Annotated in this window: 16 protein-coding genes; 3 read left to right on the forward strand and 13 right to left on the reverse strand. The window is 71.2% G+C overall.

Features of this window, described 5'->3' with window-relative positions; genetic code table 11:
• Window positions 1-23 precede the first annotated feature (23 nt).
• The 12 genes from FB561_RS27555 to FB561_RS27610 all read right to left on the reverse strand — a co-directional run bounded on the left by FB561_RS27555 (window position 24) and on the right by FB561_RS27610 (window position 9022).
• Window positions 24-941 carry a hypothetical protein gene (locus tag FB561_RS27555; protein ID WP_145811616.1) on the reverse strand — a complete coding sequence of 306 codons (918 nt, stop codon included), beginning with the start codon at window positions 939-941 and terminating at the stop codon, window positions 24-26.
• Between the two features lie 99 nt (window positions 942-1040).
• Window positions 1041-1691, reverse strand: coding sequence for a hypothetical protein (locus FB561_RS27560; protein ID WP_238335095.1), 651 nt, complete (start codon window positions 1689-1691; stop codon window positions 1041-1043).
• Between the two features lie 35 nt (window positions 1692-1726).
• Window positions 1727-2536 carry a TadE/TadG family type IV pilus assembly protein gene (locus tag FB561_RS27565; RefSeq protein WP_145811618.1) on the reverse strand — a complete coding sequence of 270 codons (810 nt, stop codon included), beginning with the start codon at window positions 2534-2536 and terminating at the stop codon, window positions 1727-1729.
• Complete coding sequence (locus tag FB561_RS27570; protein WP_145811620.1) at window positions 2520-3023, reverse strand: TadE/TadG family type IV pilus assembly protein; 504 nt, start codon at window positions 3021-3023, stop codon at window positions 2520-2522. Before FB561_RS27570 ends, FB561_RS27565 begins: the two co-directional genes overlap by 17 nt.
• Window positions 3024-3030: 7 nt before the next feature.
• Window positions 3031-3465 (reverse strand): TadE/TadG family type IV pilus assembly protein, encoded by a 435-nt coding sequence (locus FB561_RS27575; RefSeq protein ID WP_145811622.1) that lies wholly within the window; start codon window positions 3463-3465, stop codon window positions 3031-3033.
• Window positions 3466-3468: 3 nt separating this feature from the next.
• Window positions 3469-3687 carry a hypothetical protein gene (locus FB561_RS27580; protein WP_145811624.1) on the reverse strand — a complete coding sequence of 73 codons (219 nt, stop codon included), beginning with the start codon at window positions 3685-3687 and terminating at the stop codon, window positions 3469-3471.
• Window positions 3688-3789: 102 nt separating this feature from the next.
• Complete coding sequence (locus tag FB561_RS27585; protein WP_145811626.1) at window positions 3790-4710, reverse strand: type II secretion system F family protein; 921 nt, start codon at window positions 4708-4710, stop codon at window positions 3790-3792.
• Window positions 4707-5612, reverse strand: coding sequence for a type II secretion system F family protein (locus tag FB561_RS27590; RefSeq protein WP_145811629.1), 906 nt, complete (start codon window positions 5610-5612; stop codon window positions 4707-4709). Before FB561_RS27590 ends, FB561_RS27585 begins: the two co-directional genes overlap by 4 nt.
• A 1-nt stretch (window position 5613) precedes the next feature.
• Complete coding sequence (locus FB561_RS27595; RefSeq protein WP_145811631.1) at window positions 5614-6924, reverse strand: TadA family conjugal transfer-associated ATPase; 1311 nt, start codon at window positions 6922-6924, stop codon at window positions 5614-5616.
• Window positions 6921-7727, reverse strand: coding sequence for a CpaE/TadZ family protein (locus FB561_RS27600; protein ID WP_145811634.1), 807 nt, complete (start codon window positions 7725-7727; stop codon window positions 6921-6923). Before FB561_RS27600 ends, FB561_RS27595 begins: the two co-directional genes overlap by 4 nt.
• On the reverse strand, window positions 7727-8446 hold the full coding sequence (locus tag FB561_RS27605; protein WP_145811636.1) for a CpaB family protein: 720 nt from the start codon (window positions 8444-8446) through the stop codon (window positions 7727-7729). Before FB561_RS27605 ends, FB561_RS27600 begins: the two co-directional genes overlap by 1 nt.
• Window positions 8447-8509: 63 nt before the next feature.
• Window positions 8510-9022: a hypothetical protein gene (locus FB561_RS27610; protein WP_145811638.1), complete on the reverse strand. Its 513-nt coding sequence runs from the start codon at window positions 9020-9022 to the stop codon at window positions 8510-8512.
• Window positions 9023-9407: 385 nt separating this feature from the next.
• On the opposite strand from FB561_RS27610, the gene FB561_RS27615 reads away from it, so the two are divergent.
• From FB561_RS27615 to FB561_RS27625, 3 genes are read left to right on the forward strand one after another with little or no spacing between them, the layout of a single operon-like run.
• Window positions 9408-16535, forward strand: coding sequence for a hypothetical protein (locus FB561_RS27615; RefSeq protein ID WP_145811640.1), 7128 nt, complete (start codon window positions 9408-9410; stop codon window positions 16533-16535).
• Entirely contained in the window at window positions 16532-17077 is a 546-nt protein-coding gene (locus tag FB561_RS27620; protein WP_145811642.1) for a hypothetical protein, read from the forward strand. Before FB561_RS27615 ends, FB561_RS27620 begins: the two co-directional genes overlap by 4 nt.
• The gene (locus tag FB561_RS27625; protein ID WP_145811644.1) at window positions 17077-17622 is read left to right on the forward strand and encodes a hypothetical protein; all 546 of its coding nucleotides are present in this window, start codon (window positions 17077-17079) and stop codon (window positions 17620-17622) included. The genes FB561_RS27620 and FB561_RS27625 overlap by 1 nt, the downstream gene beginning before the upstream one ends.
• Here the strand turns inward: FB561_RS27625 and FB561_RS27630 are convergent.
• Window positions 17607-18239 carry an acVLRF1 family peptidyl-tRNA hydrolase gene (locus tag FB561_RS27630; protein ID WP_238335096.1) on the reverse strand — a complete coding sequence of 211 codons (633 nt, stop codon included), beginning with the start codon at window positions 18237-18239 and terminating at the stop codon, window positions 17607-17609. The genes FB561_RS27625 and FB561_RS27630 overlap by 16 nt on opposite strands.
• Window positions 18240-18267 lie beyond the last annotated feature (28 nt).

Consider the following 18267-nt stretch of genomic DNA (forward strand, 5'->3'; position numbering starts at 1 on the left):
GTCCCTCCGTAGCCCCACCGAACTCAACCACCGATCGCCTGCACTTCCTGCACCGGGAGCCGCTGCACCGCTTCGACCTCGGCAGAGCCGAGCTGCACCCAGTCGCCGGTCGCGGTCCGCCAGTACGAGACGTCCCAGCGGATCTTCAGCTTGACCGTGTACATGCCGTCCGGCTGGTTCGCGCTGGACCGCTTGTAGACATGACTGCAGGTGCTGAGCTGGTGGAACGGATCCTTCGTCTTGTCGTAGCTGTCCTTGCCGATCGGCGCCACGCCGCTGATGCACTCGACCGGCTTCGACCCGTCGCCCGGGTCGACCGTGATGTGGCCGACCACGCCGCGCATCGTCAGGTTGTCGCCACCGGCCCGGAACAGGGCGATGTTCGACTCCTTCAGGACGTACGCGCTGTCCGGCGTGAGGTCGAAGTACGCGGGGACGTTCACCCGCGGCGTGTACGTAGGGTTCACCTGCAGCACCGGCGGCGGGTAGCCCTGCTCGAACGTCGTCCAGAACCGGTCCATGTAGCCCAGCGTCGGGCACTGCGCCCGGTCCTCGCGATCGACCGGGACGATCGCGCGCTCGATGTGCGCGTTCGCGCCTCCCGGCGGGGCGTCGGTGCCGAGGTCGTAGTCGACGATGGTGAGGCGCAGCACCCAGTCCTTGCCCTCGGGCGGCGCCGGCAGGGTGACGCCGGGCGGTACCTCGAAGTCACGGCACGGGACGAACGGACGGTTGCCCAGCAGTTCGCGCCAGGACGCGAGGTCGGCACCGATCCAGCCGCCGCTGCAGTAGGCGCCGAACCCGTTGGAGTTGACGTACATGTTGCAGACGCCCTCGTTGAAATGCTTGGTGTCCGCGCTCGCGGGCGCCACGGGCCAGACCACCAGCAGCGCCAGCACGGTGCTGAGGGCAATCAACCCTCGGCTGAGCCGGTTGCGCATCGTCACTCCTGAGTCTCGTCCTGTCGGCAGGTTATCGCCGCCGGGGAGCATCATGCCCTTCCGGGCGCGCCCGCTACCATCACGTGACCTTGCACCGGACTAGGCCGGAAACCGGACGGCGGCGCAGCCGTACGGTTTCGCGGGCTTCGACCGGCGGTACATCGACCAGCCCATCCCGGTCTTCACCATGTCGATCACCTCGGGGATCCCCTGCGGCGCCGCCTTGGCCCACTTCTTCGCCTTCGGGTTCCAGTACTGGGTGGCCTGCGAGGCGCACAGGTTCACCCGGACCACGTTGTACGGCTGCTGGCTCAGGCTCATCACCACGACACTGCCCGGCGGCCGCATCACCCAGCCACTCGACTTGGCGAGCTTGATGTTGCTGGTGACATCCAGGTAGAAGTACGCCGGGAACGTCTCCTTGATCACCGCGTCGTCGCGGTCGATCAGGGCCTGGTAGTACACCGGGTACTTCGCCATCAGCCCCTGGACGGCCGGGTTGCCAGCGTACTTGCCGGGGACGACGACCACCTGGGCCTTCGGCGCGGTCGTGGTCGTGGGCGCGCTCGGCTCTTTGGTTGTCGAGGCGGACGGCTCGGTCGGGGTCCCGGTCGGCTCGGTCGACGTGGACGAACCGCCTCCCCCGCCCTCCGGGGTCGGCATGGAGCCGTTGTTCGATTCGCCGCCACCACAACCGGCCAGCAGCAGGACCGCGGTCAGCAGGGCGGTGGGTACGGCCAGACGTCGCACAGGTGACTCCTTCGGCTGGACACGACGCATGTTCGTCACCGCTGCCCGATCATCGGCGGGACGGAGTTCTGCGGGACAACGGGGACGACCGGGCCGCCACCACCCGAGGGCGTCGGTGACGGCGTGCCCGACGGGGTCTCCGAAGGCGACTCCGACGGGTCGTCGGTCGGGCTCGGGGTGACGTTCGGCGTACAGGTCGTCGGCAACGGCAGCGGGACCGGCAGGGTCGGCTTGGGCGATCCGACCGTCCAGCGCGGGCAGGTCAGGTCGATCGGCGGCTCGGTCGCGGTCCTGGTCGGCGCGCCGGGACCCTCGGTCTTGGTGATCACGAAGATCGGCGGGATCTGCGGGCTCTCGTCGGGCTTCTTCACACCCTGCTCGGCGTGCGCCTCACCGGTGCCCCGGGCATCGAGGTTGCCGATCCCGACCATGCCCAGGAACGTGGTCTTGTTGCTGATCGTGACCTGGACGGCGAGGTCGTCGCCGGTCAGCTTCGTCGTCCCGCACTGGGTCACCGCCGGGTCGTTGCCGGTCACCTGGGCGCAGAACTGGGCGACCGCCGTCCCGGCCTTGGCGGTGTCGATCTTCGCCTCGCTCACCTTCAGGTCGATCGCCGCGGCACCGACCCGGGCAGCCTCCTGGGCGTACCCGACGGCGCGGGACTTCGCCCCGAGCTGGCGGCCGCCGTCGATGACGAGGCCGGCCAGGGTGAAGATCATCACGGCCAGGATGACGACGGCCGGGCTGAGCGCGCCGCGGTCGTTGCGGGCGGCATCGATGCGGAAGTACGCGAGCAGGCGGGCGGCCGGGGTCGGGCGGGCCGCGGGGTCAGGGTGTGTTGCCATCGCGGACACCCCGGTACGGGTCGAGGGAGGAGGAGAACTTCTTGGTGATCTGGGTGTCGCCGCCGATCCCGAGCAGGCCGAGGTCGCGGTAGTCGATCGTGCAGGACACCTCGACCGACAGCGGGGTCCCGGCGGTGAACGCGGTGGTGATGGTGCCCGACGCGGAGTCCTTGCACGAGGCCACGGACTGGTCCAGGGTCCGGCTGACCGCCTCGTCGACGCGGGCCTGCGCGTCCGCGAGCGAACGGGCCTGGCTGGCGGAGCGGGCGCCGTCGCGGGCCGCGTTCTCCAGCAGCGACGAGGTCTGGAAGTACCGGCCACAGGCGAGCAGGAACATGAACAGGATCAGCAGGATCGGCGCGAGGATCACCATCTCCAGCGCCATCGTGCCGCGCTGGTCCCGCCGGCGGAGCCGCCCGGACCGGCGGTGGGCAGGCGAAGCGGGCGCGCCGTGGGCGTGCGGCGACCACTTCCCCAGGATTTTCATGCCTCACTCACTTGTCGTCGGCTTCGAACTGTTCGATCGGGCCGGTGGCGGTCCGGCTCACGGTGAGGGTCAGGCCGGGCACCAGCGAGATCGTCTCGCCGGTGACCGTGAACGACACCAGGCCCTCGGGATTGTTGTACGCCGGTGGCTGCACCTGCGCGTCACCGAGCGAGTTGCCGCCGAGCTGCTGGGCGTACGCCTCGATGTCGCTGCGGACCCGCTCGCCGATCGCCTCGGTATACGTCGGCGGCTGGACCAGGCGCAGCCGGGAGACCCCTTCCTGCGCCGCGTTCAGCGCGACGGACCGGCCGTACAGCCACAGCGCGGTCTGGATCGAGAGGAAGATGAGCGCGAGGATCGACGGCGCGAGGATCGCCAGTTCCAGCGAGCTGGCGCCCCGCTCGGAGCGCCGTCGACCCGCCCGGTGACGTCCCCGCGACACCGCTCAGCCCTTCTGGATCTCGCCGGTGCGCTTGTCGATCACGCTGCGCACGACCAGGCCGATCGCCAGCGCGGCGGCGACCAGGATGGCCGAGATGATCGCCCACTCCAGCGCGGACGCACCCAGCTCGCTCTCACCGCGGCGAGCCCGGGCCCGTTGGTTGTGGGCCCGCGCCAGCGCGTAGCCGACCATCGCGCGCACGAACTGCACTTCCACGTTCATCCGTCTGCCTTCCACTCGAGAGAGCCTGAAACCAGGCCACAGTATGCCCTGTCCGACGGACAGTTCTGCCCGTTGGATCCCTTGCCCATTCCATCGGTCCGGCTAACTTCCCAGGATCGCGGCGCCGGCCGGAAAACCCAGGAAGAGCATGAACGCCGCGCACATCACCAGCTGGGCCACGAGCATCGACTGGGAGCGCTCTCCGGCCTTGCCTTCGACGTCCGCGAGCTCCTTGCGGCGCAGCGACGCGGCCCGGGCCAGCAGCGAGGCGCGGATCTTCGCGCCCTCGTCGCCGGCCAGGGCGAGCGCGGAGGCGAGGTCGCGCAGTTCGTCCACGCCGAGGTCGTCGCCGAGGCGGGCCATCGCGTCCCACGGGGTGATGCCGATCAGCCGGGCGTTCGCCAGCGCCTGCCGGATCCGCGCCATCGCCCAGTGGTCGCCGATCGTCGACGCCGTCATCAGCGCCTCCGGCAGACCGCGGCCGCCGGCCAGGTTCATCGCGACCAGGTCGAGGAAGCTGCCGACCACGTGCCGGAAGTCCCGGCGGCGCTCCTCGGCCTCCTGCCGCAACGCCAGGTCGGGCAGGAAGAACGCGAACGTCATCGCGGCCAGGGTCACGATCGCCGGGGTCGCCCCGGGCGCCGGCAGGCCGAGCATCGCGAAGAGGAACAGCACGATCGGGATGAAGATCATCGCCCCGAGCGCGAAGAACACCTTGGTCGCCAGCATCGCCGCGAACGGCTGGTTCATCACCGCGAGGTCGCGGCGCAGCTTGCCGAACGTCCAGCCACGCGCGTTCGCCTCGGCCTCCAGCCGCCGGCCGAGCGAGTCGCGGGCCTTGTCGACGCCACCGAGGACCCGCTCCCCCGCCGCGCTCGCGGTGGACGCGCTGGTGTACCCGGCGCGGCCCGCGTCGATCCGCGCGATCGTGGACAGCACGTTCGCCCGGGGCTTGATGAACATCCGGACCAGCAGGTACACCCCGAGGCCGACCAGGCCGCCTGTCACGAAGGCCCACGTCATCGCCCGACCACCTCCATCCGCTCGTCACCGGACTTCTTGGCGGGCCGCTCGCTGCCGCCCATCAGGAACCGCTCCGGCACCTCGATCTTGGCCAGCCGGCGCAACCAGACCAGCCCGACCGCGTACAGCGCGATCACGACGAACAGCACGAACTGCCCGACGAAGCTGGTGTACGGCTCCACGTACGCCGGGTTGAACAGGACCAGCGCGGCGGCGACCAGCAACGTGATCGCGACGACCACCTGGACGCTCCGCCGGGTGGAACGCCGCTCGGCCGCGACCTTGCGCCGGACGTCGAGCTCCTCGCGGGCCGAGTCGGCCAGCGCGGTCAGTACCTCGCGCAGGCCTGGTCCGCGGAGCCGCGCGTTCAGGACCAGGGCCGCCACGATCAGGTCGGCGGACGGGTCGTCCAGGTCGTCGGCGAACCGCATCAGGGCCGACGGCAACGGTTCGCGGATCCGCAGCCGGTCGACCAGGAGGTTCAGGCCGGGCTTGATCGCGGGGGCAGCGTTCACCGCGGTGGCCGGGATCGCCTGCTCCAGGCCGACCGCGCCCGCGATGGTGTCGCGCAGCGCCTCGGTCCAGGTGGCCAGCGCCTCCAGCCGCTCGATCGCGCGCCGCTCTTCACCGGTACCACCGAAGAACCGGTCGGCGAGCGCGGCGAGCAGGCCGAGCGCGGCAGCCAGTACGAGCCAGCGGGTGACCACCAGGACGAGGAGGCCGACGCCGAGGCCGGCCGCGATGCGGGTCAGGTTCTTCCGCTGTTGGGCGCCGCTGCCGCGCTTGAACAGCGACGGGGTCTCCTCGCGCTTCGGCGTGCCGCGGATCGCCATGATCAGCAGCAGGATCCCGCCGCCGACCACCGCGCCGCAGAGCAGGGCCGTCAGAGTGCGGTCGTCCATGTCAGGCCCACCGCCCGTGCACCATCGGCTCGTACCCGTAGTGCTCGAGCTCGTCCATACAGGCGATCGGGGCGTGCGCGGCCGCGTGCCCGTCCGGTCCCGGCGCGAACACCTCGCCGGACAGCACCCGGCCGTCCCAGCCGGTCACCTCGCGGATGCTCTCCACGTACCGGCTCATGCTGCCGCCGTGCTGGTAGTCGTTCACCTTGCGGACGAACACGACGAAGTCGAGCGCTCCCGCGATCAGCATCTGGGTGGCGTCCATCGGCAGCCGCTCGGTCGCCTGGATCGCGTACGTGCTGATCCGGTTGAACACCTCCATCGAGCTGTTCGAGTGGATCGTCGACAGCGAGCCGTCGTTGCCCTGGCTCATCGCGTTCAGCATCGTCACGATCTCGTCGCCGAGCACCTCACCGACGATGACCCGGGACGGGTTCATCCGCAGCGAGCGGCGGACCAGGTCGGCCATGCTGACCTCGCCGACGCCTTCGGAGTTCGGCAGCCGCTCCTCGAACGCGACCACGTTCGGGTGCAGGTCCTTGAACTCGCCGAGCCCGAGTTCGAGCGACCGCTCGACCGTGATCAGCCGTTCGTGCGGGGCGATCTCGTTGGCCAGGGCGCGCAGCAGGGTGGTCTTCCCGGAGTTCGTCGCGCCCGCGATCATGATGTTCTTGCGCGCCGCGACCGCCGCCCGCAGGAACGAGCCGACGTCGTCGGAGAAGGTGCCGTTGGCCACCAGGTCCTTGAGGAACACCCGGCCGAGGCGGGCCCGCCGGATCGAGACCGCGGGCCGCGCGGTCACCCCCATCACCGCCGACAACCGCGACCCGTCCGGCAGCCGGAGGTCCAGCTGCGGGTTGGCCGAGTCGAACGGGCGGCTGGTCAGTCCGGCGTGGGCGGCGAGCACCTGGATCAGCTCGACCAGTTCCTCGTCGGACTCGGCCACCGGCCCGGGGTACTCCTCGCGGCCGTCGCCGTACTGGACGAAGACCTGGTCGCACCCGTTGATGTCGATGTTCTCGACCTCGGGGTCGTCGATCAGCGGCTGCAGCCGGCCGACCCCGAACAGCGCGGAGTGGATCGCGCCGGCGATCTGCGCGTCGTCGTCCGGCGTCGGCGGCGTCCGGCCCTCGGCGAGCTCGTACCGGGCGTGGTCCTCGAGCACCTGCACGATCAGGGACCGGGCGTACTCGCGCTCGTCCTCGGCGCTCATCGGCGGGACGCCGTGCACCTGGTCGCGGCGGCGCTGCTCGTTCAGCCGCTCGGCCACCTGGACCCGCAGCTTGCGGACCAGCTCCTGGTCGACGCTCATCGCCGGCCCTCCCGCTCGTTCGGGAACGCCGCCTGCGCCATGTCGAACTCGTGCCGCGACGGCATCGCCAGCACCGAGGACATCTCGGCCGCGATGTCGCTCGCGGTCCGGATCAACGCGGTCCGGTCGAGCCGGCCGTGGCCGCGCCCGTCGAAGAACGCGGCGCCGACCGGGTCGTACGCGAGGTGCCAGCGGTGCTCGATCCGGACCGACATCTGGTCGAGGACGGACCACACCTGCTTGACGCCGTCGCGCTGCTTCGGATCGGCGACCACCATCACCGCGAGCCGCGCGTCGACGTGGTGCACCAACGTCGCCAGCCGCTCCCGCAGGTGCGCCACCGACGAACCGGTCGCCGTGCAGACCAGGACGACCAGCCGCGCGGCCTGGACCACCGGCAGTTGCGGGGACGAGGCACCGATCCGGCCGCAGTCGGCGATGACGTCGGCCGACTGCATCTGGTTGAAGGTGATGCCGAGCGGCGCCCACAGCCCGCCCATCCCACCGACCTGCTCGGGCGAGCGGACGCCGAGCATCACGTCGAGGCCGCCGTCGAGCTGCTGGCTGTGCGCCATGATCACCTCGTCGCCGAGGCCCTTGCGACCGGCCGCGGCCAGGCTGACCAGCCCGCGGTCGGAGTTCAGCGGCTGGCCGCCCGGGGCGGTCATCCGGATCGCGACGTCACTGCCGGCCGGGTCGCACTCGGTCAGCAGCACCTGCCGCGGCCAGAGCGCACCCATCACCAGGGCAGCCGTCGTCACCCCGGGCGAGCCCTTCGCGCTCGCCATCGCGACGAGTGCCATCAACCGCCTCCGTTGCTGCGGGCGACGTCCGGTTTGGTGGCCGGTGACAACTTCACCAGCACCAGGGTCTTGGCGGCGGCCGCGGCGGCGACCACGGTGGACCGCTCGGTCGGCACCAGCACGGTCACGTTCAGGGTGGTGTTCGCGTTCGTCTTGCTGTCGGCGATGGCGCCCGCGCTGCCGGTCACCTCGGCCGCGTTCACCAGGACCGACGGCGCGGCGCCGTCCTGGTTCGCGGCCGGGACCCGGATCACCCGGACGATGTCGCCGGGCTGGATCGGCTCGGACGGCGCCCGGCCGCTCTCCAGGCTGACGCCGACCAGGGCGCCACCCGGCGGGATCGGCTCACGGGTGAAGTTGTCCTCGGTGACGAACTGGCCCGGGTACAGGGCACTGGTCGTGTACTGGTCGATCAGCTTGTCCGCGTCGGACCACAGCACCAGCGCCTTGGTCGCGCCGGCCAGGTCGCCGCGGGCCAGGTCGTCCTTGGTGATCTTGTGGCCGGGCGGGATCGGCTCGGAGATCGCCACGAAGTCCTGGCGGTCGCCGCTGCGCAGCGCGATCAGGGCCGAGCCGGCGGCCCCGAGCAGGATCAGGATCACGGCGAGCGCGGCCAGGGCGGGCCGTCGCTCCCGGCTGCTGGGAAGGCGGTTGGTACCGCCGGCGGCTCTGCTCGCCGCACGAGCGCCGGTGGCCGGGGGACGGGTCGAGGAACTCACCGGCCTACCGTAATGGCCGGACGGTACCAACCGCCCGCCCAGGTCCACCCCGTGGCAAGGCTGTTACCGGTTCGGCGCACCGGCCGCGATCTGCGCCCGTTCGCCGGGGGTCAACAGCTCGGTGAAGGCACCCGGGCCGCCGTACAACTGGTCTAGATAGGTGTACAGCGCCTGCAGTGCGCGGCCCAGCTCCCGCTGCCATTCGTCGGCGGCCGCGAGCCCCGCCGCGAGCCGTCGTCCCTCGGCCAGTGTGACGGCGGCGTTCACCGGCTGGTCGAGCCGCGGATCCACGTCCCCGGACGGCACCTCCACCGGGACGCCGTCGTCGTCCAACTCGATCGGCGCCTTGCGGCCACGCAGACCCTGGATCCGCCGGGCCATCGCTTCCCGGTCCGGTGCCGCCAGCAACCGGTCGAACCCGGCCCCGCCGTACAGCTGGTCCAGGTACTCCGTCAGCGCGGCGAACAGCTCCAGACCGTCGTACTCCGCGCCGGTGGTCGCCACGTGCCGCAACTGGGCGGTGAGGCTGCGGGCCTCCGAAACGCTCCACTCCGACGGCGCCAGCTCTGCGTTCATACCTTCCGACTCCCGATCCAGGACCGCCGGACGGACACCGCCGCCGGCTCCGAGGTGGGCGTTCCGCCCTGGCCGGACAAAGCCTGACACGACCGGGCCGCTCGCGGCGATGGCGGGTCCGGTTTACCGGACCAGGTAATTGCGGTTGGCAACCAAACGACCGATTCGTCGAATCGTCAACAACCAACCGAATCCGGATCGAGATCGTAGTTTGGTTGCCCGCGGGAACCCGAAACGTTACTTTGCGGTCACACTGCCGTCACATTGAATTGATGATGAGGATCGGGGACTGCTGGTTGATGACCACGACGAAGCAGCACTCGGCGAGCGGCCGGACCCTTACCTGGGTCCCGCGCTCGGCACAGGTCCGGACCCGGACGGGCCGATGACTACGCCGGTGCAGCAGCCGGACGGGCGAACCCGGGCGGCGCTCGGCGTCGCGCTCGGTGTCGTCGCGCCCGAGGCGATGGCGCTGGAGGACGGCCGCGTCCGGCTGTCGAGCTCGCGGGACGTGCTCGAGCGGGAGGCCGTCGACCGGGTCGACGGCCGGCTGGCCGAGCTGGCCGCGCAACAGGTGTCCGACGAGCGCCTGCTCGCGGAGGCGGTCGCGCTGCTCGGCGCGGAGATCGACCACGCGCGGGGCGGTTCGTCCCCGGTCGACGGAGCCACGGTCGCGCTGGACCGGCTGCTCGATGTGCCGAACCTGTCCGACCAGGCCCAGACCGAGGCGCAGGCGCTGCTCCGCGTCGTGCTGGAGAACAACCGTCTGACCACCGACTCGGCGATCCAGCGACTGGCCGCCGAGCGGGCCGCGGCCGAGGCCGCCGAGCGCCCGCCACTCGTCGCAGACACGGTCGAGGCCGCCGGGCGGATCCACCGCGAAGCCCAGGTCCTCACCAACCGCGCCGCTCCCCCGTCCCCCGGCCCGAGGCGCCGGGGCGCGCACCGCCGGGCCGTCGGCGGCAAGCACCGCGCCGCCACCAACCGGTCCCAGACCGTCGGTACCGAGCTCGGTGCCGGGCTGACCCGGGACGGCCGTCCGGCCGGCACCCCCGATCTCACCGAGGACGAGGCCCTCGACGCGCTGCTCCAGGTCCAGCCGAACGACCTGCAGCGCGGGCTGACCGCGCCGACGGCGAAGGTGGACCGCCCGAAACTCGGCGTGGTCACCACGGCCGGCCACGACCCGCAGTACTTCCGCGTCCAGATCGGGGAGCCGCCGAACGGCCTGGCCGCGCACACGACACTGCGGTCCGGTTCGATGACGGACCCGCACGTCCTGCGGATCGACCCGCGGATGGCCGGCCAGCACCTGCCGCGGGTCTGGACGAGCCAGCTCAGCGGCGCCCTGCAGAAGCTGGACACCCGGTCGGCGCCGCCCGCGACCATCTTCCAGCGGATGCGGTCGGCCGTGTCCAACCTGCGCGGCCGGGACGCGACCGCGCAGTACGACCAGTTCCGGATGCTCAGCCGGAACTGGCGTGAGGCGCAGCTGCAGCCGGTACCGGACGCGCGGGAGGTCGCCCGGCTCGAGCAGGAGCTGCACGGCCTGTCGGCGGCGATCGAGAAGAAGGGCCAGCCGGCCCCGGTCCTGCCGTGGTCGCCGGAGGCGCGGCACGTCATCGCGCCGGACCGGACCCAGCCCACCGCGGCGCCGAACACGCCGGCCCATCTGCGCGAGCAGGTCGCAGCCGAGATCGAGGGGCTGCAGAAGGCGGCAGAAGACCTGGCGACCAGGGCCGAGGCCCGCGTCGACAGCGCCGAGGCGGCGAGCACGCTCGCGAGCACGTTCCTCGCCGATGCCGAGGTCGAGGACGACAAGAAGGACGCCGCCGCGCCCGAACGGGCCCGGAAACATCGCGTCGCCGCCGCGAACGCGACCTACAAGGCCGTCCGGCACACCGCGATCGCCAACTCCTGCAAGGCCGCGGCCGTCCAGGCGAACGATGCCGCCGAGGCGTACCAGCAACTGCTGACCAAGCTCGACGAGCTGGCCGCGACGGGGGCCGAGCCTGGCGTGGAGGTCGCCGGGCTGGCTCAGGCGGCCGCAGACAAGGTCGGTGAGTACCAGCAGGGTGTCGCGGCCACGCTGCCGCGCAAGGACGTCCAGCACACCGTCATCAGCTCCGGCCGGCTCCCTCACCTGACCGCGTTGGCCAAGGCCATCAACGCCGATCTCGAAGCGGACAAGAACCCTTTCCGGTTCACCGCGGAGACCTTGCACCGGCGGCTGCGGTCCGAGACCCGGCGGGTGCTGTCGCCGGACGGCGTCACGATCACGGTCGGGAACGACGCGACCGCCGACGTGTCCCAGCTGAGCCAGTTCAAGATCAACCTGAATCCCGGTGAGCTGCGCGAGGTGCTGAACTCGCCGATCGGGTTCGACGAGGGCCTGATCGGCCAGATCGACCAGGGCGGGTACAACCTCAGCACCACGGTCACGCACAGCTTCGGTGTGAATGGCGGTGCCAGCCTGAAGACGGTGACCGCGTTCCTGCCGTCGACCAACGCGGTGGCCGCGGCCGCCGAGGTGGTCAACCCCGGGTTCGAGTTCGCCGTCGGCCAGAGTCACTCGGCCACCGGCACCGCGGCCGACTACGGGGTCGGCGGTGCGGTCGAGGTCCTGAACGGCGAGATCATGCGGTTCCGCTCGGAGACTCCGAGCTGGAGCTACCAGAAGCGGACCTCGGCCCTCGGTGAGTGGTCGGAGCCGCGGGTCGTCAGCACCGGCGGTCTGCGCGAGAACAGCCACTTCGAGGTCGGGTACGGCCACACATACACCGTGCCGCCGCCGAAGGACACCGTCACGCTGGACGACTTCGGTCTCGCCGGCGAGCGGGAAACCCTGCTGCCGGAGCACGTGCTGTCCCGGATCGACGGGCTCGAGGAGCTCTGCGACGACGGGATGGCCGGCCTGGCCGCGCGGCTCAACGGGCTCGACCGGGTCGGGCACGACCAGCTCCGCGGTCTGATCATCGACGACACCCCGAGCCGGCTCGACGAGACCACCCGGCCCGGCGGGATCGGCCGGCTGATCTCCAGGAACGGCCGCCCCGTGGCGTACGCGCAGCTGGAGACCTTCGTCGTCCCCGAGTCCGCGGAGCTGCTCTCGGACGCCTCGGCGGAGCACAAGATCGAGCGGCTCCGGGTCGGCTTCTCCAACGCGTCCGGCGGCGAGGGGTACACCGCGTCGCAGTCGGCGGCCGGGACGCTCGGGCACACCTTCGCCGACGCCGGTTCGACGCCGGTCGACGTCGGGCCGACCGGTAAGACGGGCCGGAACACGTCCCGTGAGGACAGCCTGAACGTCAGCGACGTGGCGATCCACCCGAGCGTGCAGCGGACAGAGCGGACCGTCGGGGTCAAGTACAAGCTGGTCCACCGGCTCACCGTGCACAAGCTCGACAAGGACGAGTCGTTCAGCATCGACGGCGAGGGTGACGCGGTGCTGCGGGTGCCCGCGAACGACCTGTTCCGGTACGGCGGCCCGGTCCCGCGCAGCGAGCTCATGCTCGACAAGGACGGCAACCCGCGCCGTGGTGTCGACGGCAAGGTGCTGTTGAAGGGCGACCCGCAGCCCACCGACGAGAACCTGAAGCCGCCGGTCTGGTGGGGCAACGGGCCTGGCCAGCTGCGCGGCGCCGGGGCCGCCCTGGTGCAGAACCTGCAGGGCGCCGACGAGGCGTACAAGAAATTCGTCCGGCACCTGAGCGACGAGGGCATCGTGCCGGAGCTCGACGACCGGTTCCGGCCGAAGATGCAGACGCTGGTCGGCAAGGACCCCGCGCTCGTCGCGAGCCAGCTGTCCAACCTCGAACGGGTCGGCCAGCAACTCGCCCGGCACCGGCTGGAGACCGGGTACGACCAGGCCTGCCAGGAAGGCGTGCTGTTCTCGGTCAGTACGCACAAGACCGGGTCCGTGCCGCAGATCCACACCTACCGGATCCACCTGGAGCAGGACTTCGAGAACGCCCGCCTGCTCGGCCTGAACACCTCGCAGACCGCGACCAACCTGCACATCGGCTCGAACACCACGGTCCGGTCCCGTGGCCGGTCCAAGGGCCTGCCGTGGTCGGCCCGGCTCGGCTTCGGCAACCGCCCGCCCGAGAACCAGGCCGGTAGTACGCCCGACGGCGGCCCGTCGTACAACCGCAGCGCGCTCGGCCGGTTCTTCGGCTGGGCCACCGGCAGCACGGTCAACGGCGTGACCCTGACCGAGAGCACGGCGCCGCTGGCCGACTTCGAGGTGACCTCGCGGCTGCGGATCACCGAGGTGACGACGGCCGGCGACACCGACCCGATCGTCGACGTCGAGAGCAAGGCCCGGGTCACGATCGACAGCGAGTTCTGCGACCGGGGCGAGCCACAGGTCATGTCCATCCCGGGCCGGGTGAAGCCGGCGCTGCTGCAGACGGCCACCTGGCAGCACCTGGACACCGGGAACGCGTTGTCCCGGCTGGTCGCGGAGATGCCGGCCGCGGCCCGGCAGGACTCGGCCGCGCTGCACCACCTGGCCGCGTTCATGAACGTGCGGAACCTGAACGCGCACCCCGAGATGATGACGACCGAGTACAGCACCGGGTTCGCGATCAGCCCGGCGCCGTCCACCAGGGAACAGGCGATCGCCCAGCGCGGCCTGCTCCCCCGGCAGGCGAGCGTCGGTCTCACCACCCGGGTGGAGAACCTCAAGTACGTCGGCAGCGGGCACCAGGTGATCGGCGACATCAACCTCACCCTGGCCAGTTCCAGCTTCACCGCGAGCAGCTCGACCGGCCAGCGGATCGGCGTCGGGGTCGGGACCGGCTCGGTGCAGGCCGACGGCGACGGCATGAACGCCAGCATCGGCGGAGCCCGCTCGACCAGTTCGTCCAGCTCCAGTACGCAGACCGCGATCGGCGGCATCGAGCGGCTCGGGATCAAGACCGGCCAGCACTACCAGTTCGTCGCCGACCTGGTCCTCGAGGCCAAGATCAAGGAATCCGGGCTGTCCAGGCCGAGGAAGGTCGACCTGGAGAACGGCACGGTGATGCTGACGATCCCGGAGCGGGACGCGCTGAGGATGTACGGCCGCAAGGACCTGGAGCTGCCGCTGCAGAAGGTGACCGACGCGGTCGAGCGGGTGCTGAACGGCGACCTCAAGCTGGATCGGCGGACCACGGCGAGCCTGCTGCGCCGGTACCAGGCGGAGAAGGCCGGCGCGACCGACGAGCTCGCCCTGTCGCACACCGACGAGCGGCTGGCCGAGCACCTGCGCACCTTCGCCCCGGTGGCCAAGCCGGCCGGACTGCCGGAGAAGTTCCAGGACGTCGCCGTCGAGGCCGAGAAGATCGCGGCCGAGCGGACCGAGGTACGGCTGCCCGACTCGTACTCGACGACGCTGGGTGCCGCGCAGGTCAGCCGGGACGTCTTCGTCAAGGACGGCCAGGAGACCCAGATGCTGGCCGAGGTGCAGGCGACCATCGCCGAGCGGGTCCCGGACGCGCTCACCGATCCGAAGATCCGCGAGGCGCTGCGCAGCGAGCTCGGCGGGATCCGCTGGCGTGGGCACGCCGACGACATCCTCGACCCGGCCGGCTTCACGATGGACTACCCGTTCACCGTCGACGGCGACGGCGCCGTCGCACCGCGCAACCTGCAGGTCCGGGTCCGGATCGTGTTCGACGGACCGGCCACCGTGTCGGACCCGCCCGGGGACGAGACCGACGACAAGACCCAGAACAGCACGAACATCACCCAGGGCTACGACTACACCGAGGAAGCCCGCAGCCGCACCACGACGACCGGGTACAGCGTGGAGGTCGGCGGCGGCCTCGCGGAAGGCGGTACCGGTGCGGACGGCGAGGGCTCGGGGACCGCTTCGGCCGGACTGACCACCGAGGCGACCACGTCCCAGACGTCGACCGGGATCGAGCAGAACACCCGGATGAGCCGGTCCGTGGTCCAGGAGACCAAGGACGTCGAACGGGGCTTCCGGCTGATCATCGACGTCGACGAGCCGCCGGTGGTCGGGGCCGACACCCGGGGCGTGCTGCTGCGGACCCTGCAGGACCGGAAGGAGAAGCAGGAGAAGCTGCCCCCGCTGCGCCGGGAGGCCCGGGGCACGATGACGTTGTCGGTCCCGGTCTCGGACATCAACCCGCCCGACGTCGTCCGGCCCGAGGTGGCGGACCACCGGACGGTCCCGCTGCCGAACTACTACTTCCTGCAAGGCATTCAGCTGCACGACGAGAACGGGGAGCTGCCGGACCCGGCCAAGACCGCCGAGGACCGGCAGTACGAGGACCAGCTGGTCAAGTCGGCGTGTGCCGGTCTGGGTCGCCGGGGCATGCTCACCGCACCCGGCGTCCAGCTGCACAAGCCGACCGTGCGCAAGCTCTTCTCCGCGGCCACCCGGCGGATCGCGTTCGAGCGGGCCGGTCTGGGCGACGGTCCGTGGACGCCGCCGCTACCGGTGCCCGGCCACGGCTCGCGGGCCGTCACGATGCGGCTGCGGACGGAGCTGTCCGGCCTGCAGGTCGTCTCGGACACCGGCGAGACCGGCCAGCTCGGTGAGGTGTACCGGCAGCAGGGCCAGACCAACACGGCCCGCAAGAGCACCCGGCTGCTGCCGACCAGCAAGAACGTCGGGGCCGCCGACGGGATGACCGGGATCAAGGCCGGCTTCAACGTCAGCGACCAGGTGACCGAAAGGGACTCCGACACGACCGGCAACCGGAACGAGACGACCAGCTTCGAGTCCGGCCAGCTGGTCACCGTCGAGATGCAGGTGAAGTTCCACATCGACGCGCGGCGGCTGAAGTACGACCGGCACAACCAGCCGAAGGTCGACCGCGAGCACACCATCGAGAACGCGGCCACCGGTGTCGCCCGGCTGACCATGTTCCGGCACGAGCTGGAGGCGATCCAGGCCCGGATGGAGGCCGGCCTGCCGCCGTTGGAGGGCTGGGACGCGGACCGGGTCGCCGCCGCGATCAAGCGGACCCCGGAACGCCGGGTCAGCGCGAGCGAGGTGGTCCGCGACGGCACCGGCGCCGAGGAGTTCCACCCGTACCGGCCGATGGTGGACGCGCTCGCGCAGGCGCGCAAGGACAACGTCGTCGTCGTCCTGACCATGACGGAGAAGGACGGGTCCGAGCAGGTGTACCGGGCGATGCCGGACGGCAGGATGACCGACGACCGGGACGGCAAGGACCGCAAGGACCGCAAGGACGGCAAGGACCCTGACAAGGACTTCGGGGCTGCGTTCGCCACCCTGCACCCGCAGCTGGCCCTGCTCGCCGAGGGCCGGGTCGACCTGCGCGCGCTGTACGACGAAGGCGGGCACAACGGCCGGTTCACCGGTAGCGTGGTGAAGGCCTTGCAGGAGAACGGGATCCCGGCCTCCGCGCTGACGCAGCTCGACCACAAGCTGTCCGCGGCGCACGGGGAGCGGATGGCCGGGCCGGACGGCGCCAAGCCGGGGGTCGGCAAGCACACCAAGGGCAAGACCGGGACCGGATTGGCGGTGCAGTGAGCGACTACGACCCGACGTACGCGATCGCGCGAACCGGAGACGAGACGCTGCTCTACCTGGAGCTGCACCCGTGCCCGGATTGCGGCACGATCGAGACGCCCTGGGAGCACGGCCTGGTGGAGTCCGACGGCGAGCTGGTGATCAGCTACGCCGGTATCTGCGCGACCTGCGGCGCCGAACGTCAGTACCTGTTCGGGCTGCCGGAGACCGAGTCGGTCGGCCCGTTCCCGAACTTCGGCGGGCCGGAGCCGTCCGAGCTGATCGACGCCGGTGAGTGGATGGCCGTCGCGGACCGGGCGGCCGGTTCGGTCCCGGCCGGCGCCGACCTGGCCGGCGACCAGGAGGCCGCCGTGGTCCTGCAGGTGGCCCGGGCCGCGGTCGAGGAAGTACTCAAGTTCGTCCCGGCCGGCGCCGACGCGGTGCCCGACAACGCGTTCTGGACCGACGACGGGCAGGCGGTAAGAGCCGCGGAACCGGGTAGGTTCCGGCTGGAGCGACTACTCGTCGTCAGAGACAGCTACAGCGATACAGGAGCGAATTGATGCTGACCGCACGGACCCTGGCCGAGGCGCAGGTCTACCTGAGCGTGCTCGCCGTGGGCGACGACGCCCCCGAGGCGACCGCGCCGCCGGCCACCACCCGGACCGAGAACGAGGAGAGCTGGACGATCAGCTCCGCGGTCGGCGAGGTGGAGGTCCCGTTCCGGACCGAGGACGAGGCGCGCAAGCTCGGTGAGCGGTTCGGGCTCGGGGTCTCGCTGCTGCTGGACGCCGGGGCCTGGGTCAGCCTCGCCTCCGTCTGGGCCCGGCGCGCCCAGGACGCCGATCTTGAGTACACCGGTCAGCCGGGCCAGAACCGCGAGCGCGTCGAGCTCAACTGGGAGTTCGCCCGCGACGGCCTGGCCGAGGCGCTGAAGTTCCTGCCCGACGGCGCGGACGCGATCCCGGCGGACGCGTTCTGGACCGAGCTCGGGACCAGGGTGTACGAGCAGAACAAGGAGCTGTTCACCCGGGCCAAGCTGACCGAGGACCACGAGTTCTACCGCGACACCCTGGACGACTTCCGGTCGCTCTACGGCGAGGCCTGATCCGGCGGGTCGGTGAGCTCGATCCGGAGCGCGCGGGCGTCCTGACCCGCCTGCTCGAGGACCTTGTGCTTGGGGTCCGGTACGCCGAGGAACGGCGGCCGGACCAACGGCACCAGGTCCTTCAGCCGGGGATCCTCGAGCACGGTGTCGACGGCCTTGCGGTCTCCCCCGCACACCAACGCGTCCAGCTCGGCCCCACCGAGGATCCGTACCGCGACCTCGGTAGCTGCCGCGAACGCCTCCCGGGCCTGGTTGTCCCGCCGCCGCGCATACCGCTGCTGGGACCAGCCGCCCGCCTTCGTCGTGCCCTGGACATGCCGTGACCCGACCTTCGAGTCGGTCAACCGGCTGCCGACGAACACCCCGGCGCCGTACCCGCCTCGCCGGACCAGCAGGACGCCGAGCCGGTGGTCGGCCAGCACATGCGCGACCAGGCCGTCCCGGCTGAGCTCGGTCAACGGCCCGAACGGCACCTCGACGACAGCGACCGCCCCGTCCTCCGCCGACACGGTCAGCCGCTCCGGCGTGACGCCGTACGCCGTGCTGCCGTGCCGCTCGCCGAAGCCGGTGAGCCAGCGATCGAGGCGTTCCGGGGCGACGGAGACGAGACGGGTCACGCGCCGACGGTAACGCACCCGACGTGCC

Origin of the sequence: Kribbella amoyensis, from assembly GCF_007828865.1 — a bacterium.
In the GTDB taxonomy this organism is placed as follows: domain Bacteria; phylum Actinomycetota; class Actinomycetes; order Propionibacteriales; family Kribbellaceae; genus Kribbella; species Kribbella amoyensis.

Bases quoted from the DNA above. Each gene is read 5' to 3' on its own strand.
- FB561_RS27555 (WP_145811616.1), bottom strand. From the start codon at position 941: ATGCGCAACCGGCTCAGCCGAGGGTTGATTGCCCTCAGCACCGTGCTG.
- FB561_RS27565 (WP_145811618.1), bottom strand. From the start codon at position 2,536: ATGGCAACACACCCTGACCCCGCGGCCCGCCCGACCCCGGCCGCCCGC.
- FB561_RS27570 (WP_145811620.1), bottom strand. From the start codon at position 3,023: ATGAAAATCCTGGGGAAGTGGTCGCCGCACGCCCACGGCGCGCCCGCT.
- FB561_RS27580 (WP_145811624.1), bottom strand. From the start codon at position 3,687: ATGAACGTGGAAGTGCAGTTCGTGCGCGCGATGGTCGGCTACGCGCTG.
- FB561_RS27585 (WP_145811626.1), bottom strand. From the start codon at position 4,710: ATGACGTGGGCCTTCGTGACAGGCGGCCTGGTCGGCCTCGGGGTGTAC.
- FB561_RS27590 (WP_145811629.1), bottom strand. From the start codon at position 5,612: ATGGACGACCGCACTCTGACGGCCCTGCTCTGCGGCGCGGTGGTCGGC.
- FB561_RS27595 (WP_145811631.1), bottom strand. From the start codon at position 6,924: ATGAGCGTCGACCAGGAGCTGGTCCGCAAGCTGCGGGTCCAGGTGGCC.
- FB561_RS27600 (WP_145811634.1), bottom strand. From the start codon at position 7,727: ATGGCACTCGTCGCGATGGCGAGCGCGAAGGGCTCGCCCGGGGTGACG.
- FB561_RS27610 (WP_145811638.1), bottom strand. From the start codon at position 9,022: ATGAACGCAGAGCTGGCGCCGTCGGAGTGGAGCGTTTCGGAGGCCCGC.
- FB561_RS27615 (WP_145811640.1), top strand. From the start codon at position 9,408: ATGACTACGCCGGTGCAGCAGCCGGACGGGCGAACCCGGGCGGCGCTC.
- FB561_RS27625 (WP_145811644.1), top strand. From the start codon at position 17,077: ATGCTGACCGCACGGACCCTGGCCGAGGCGCAGGTCTACCTGAGCGTG.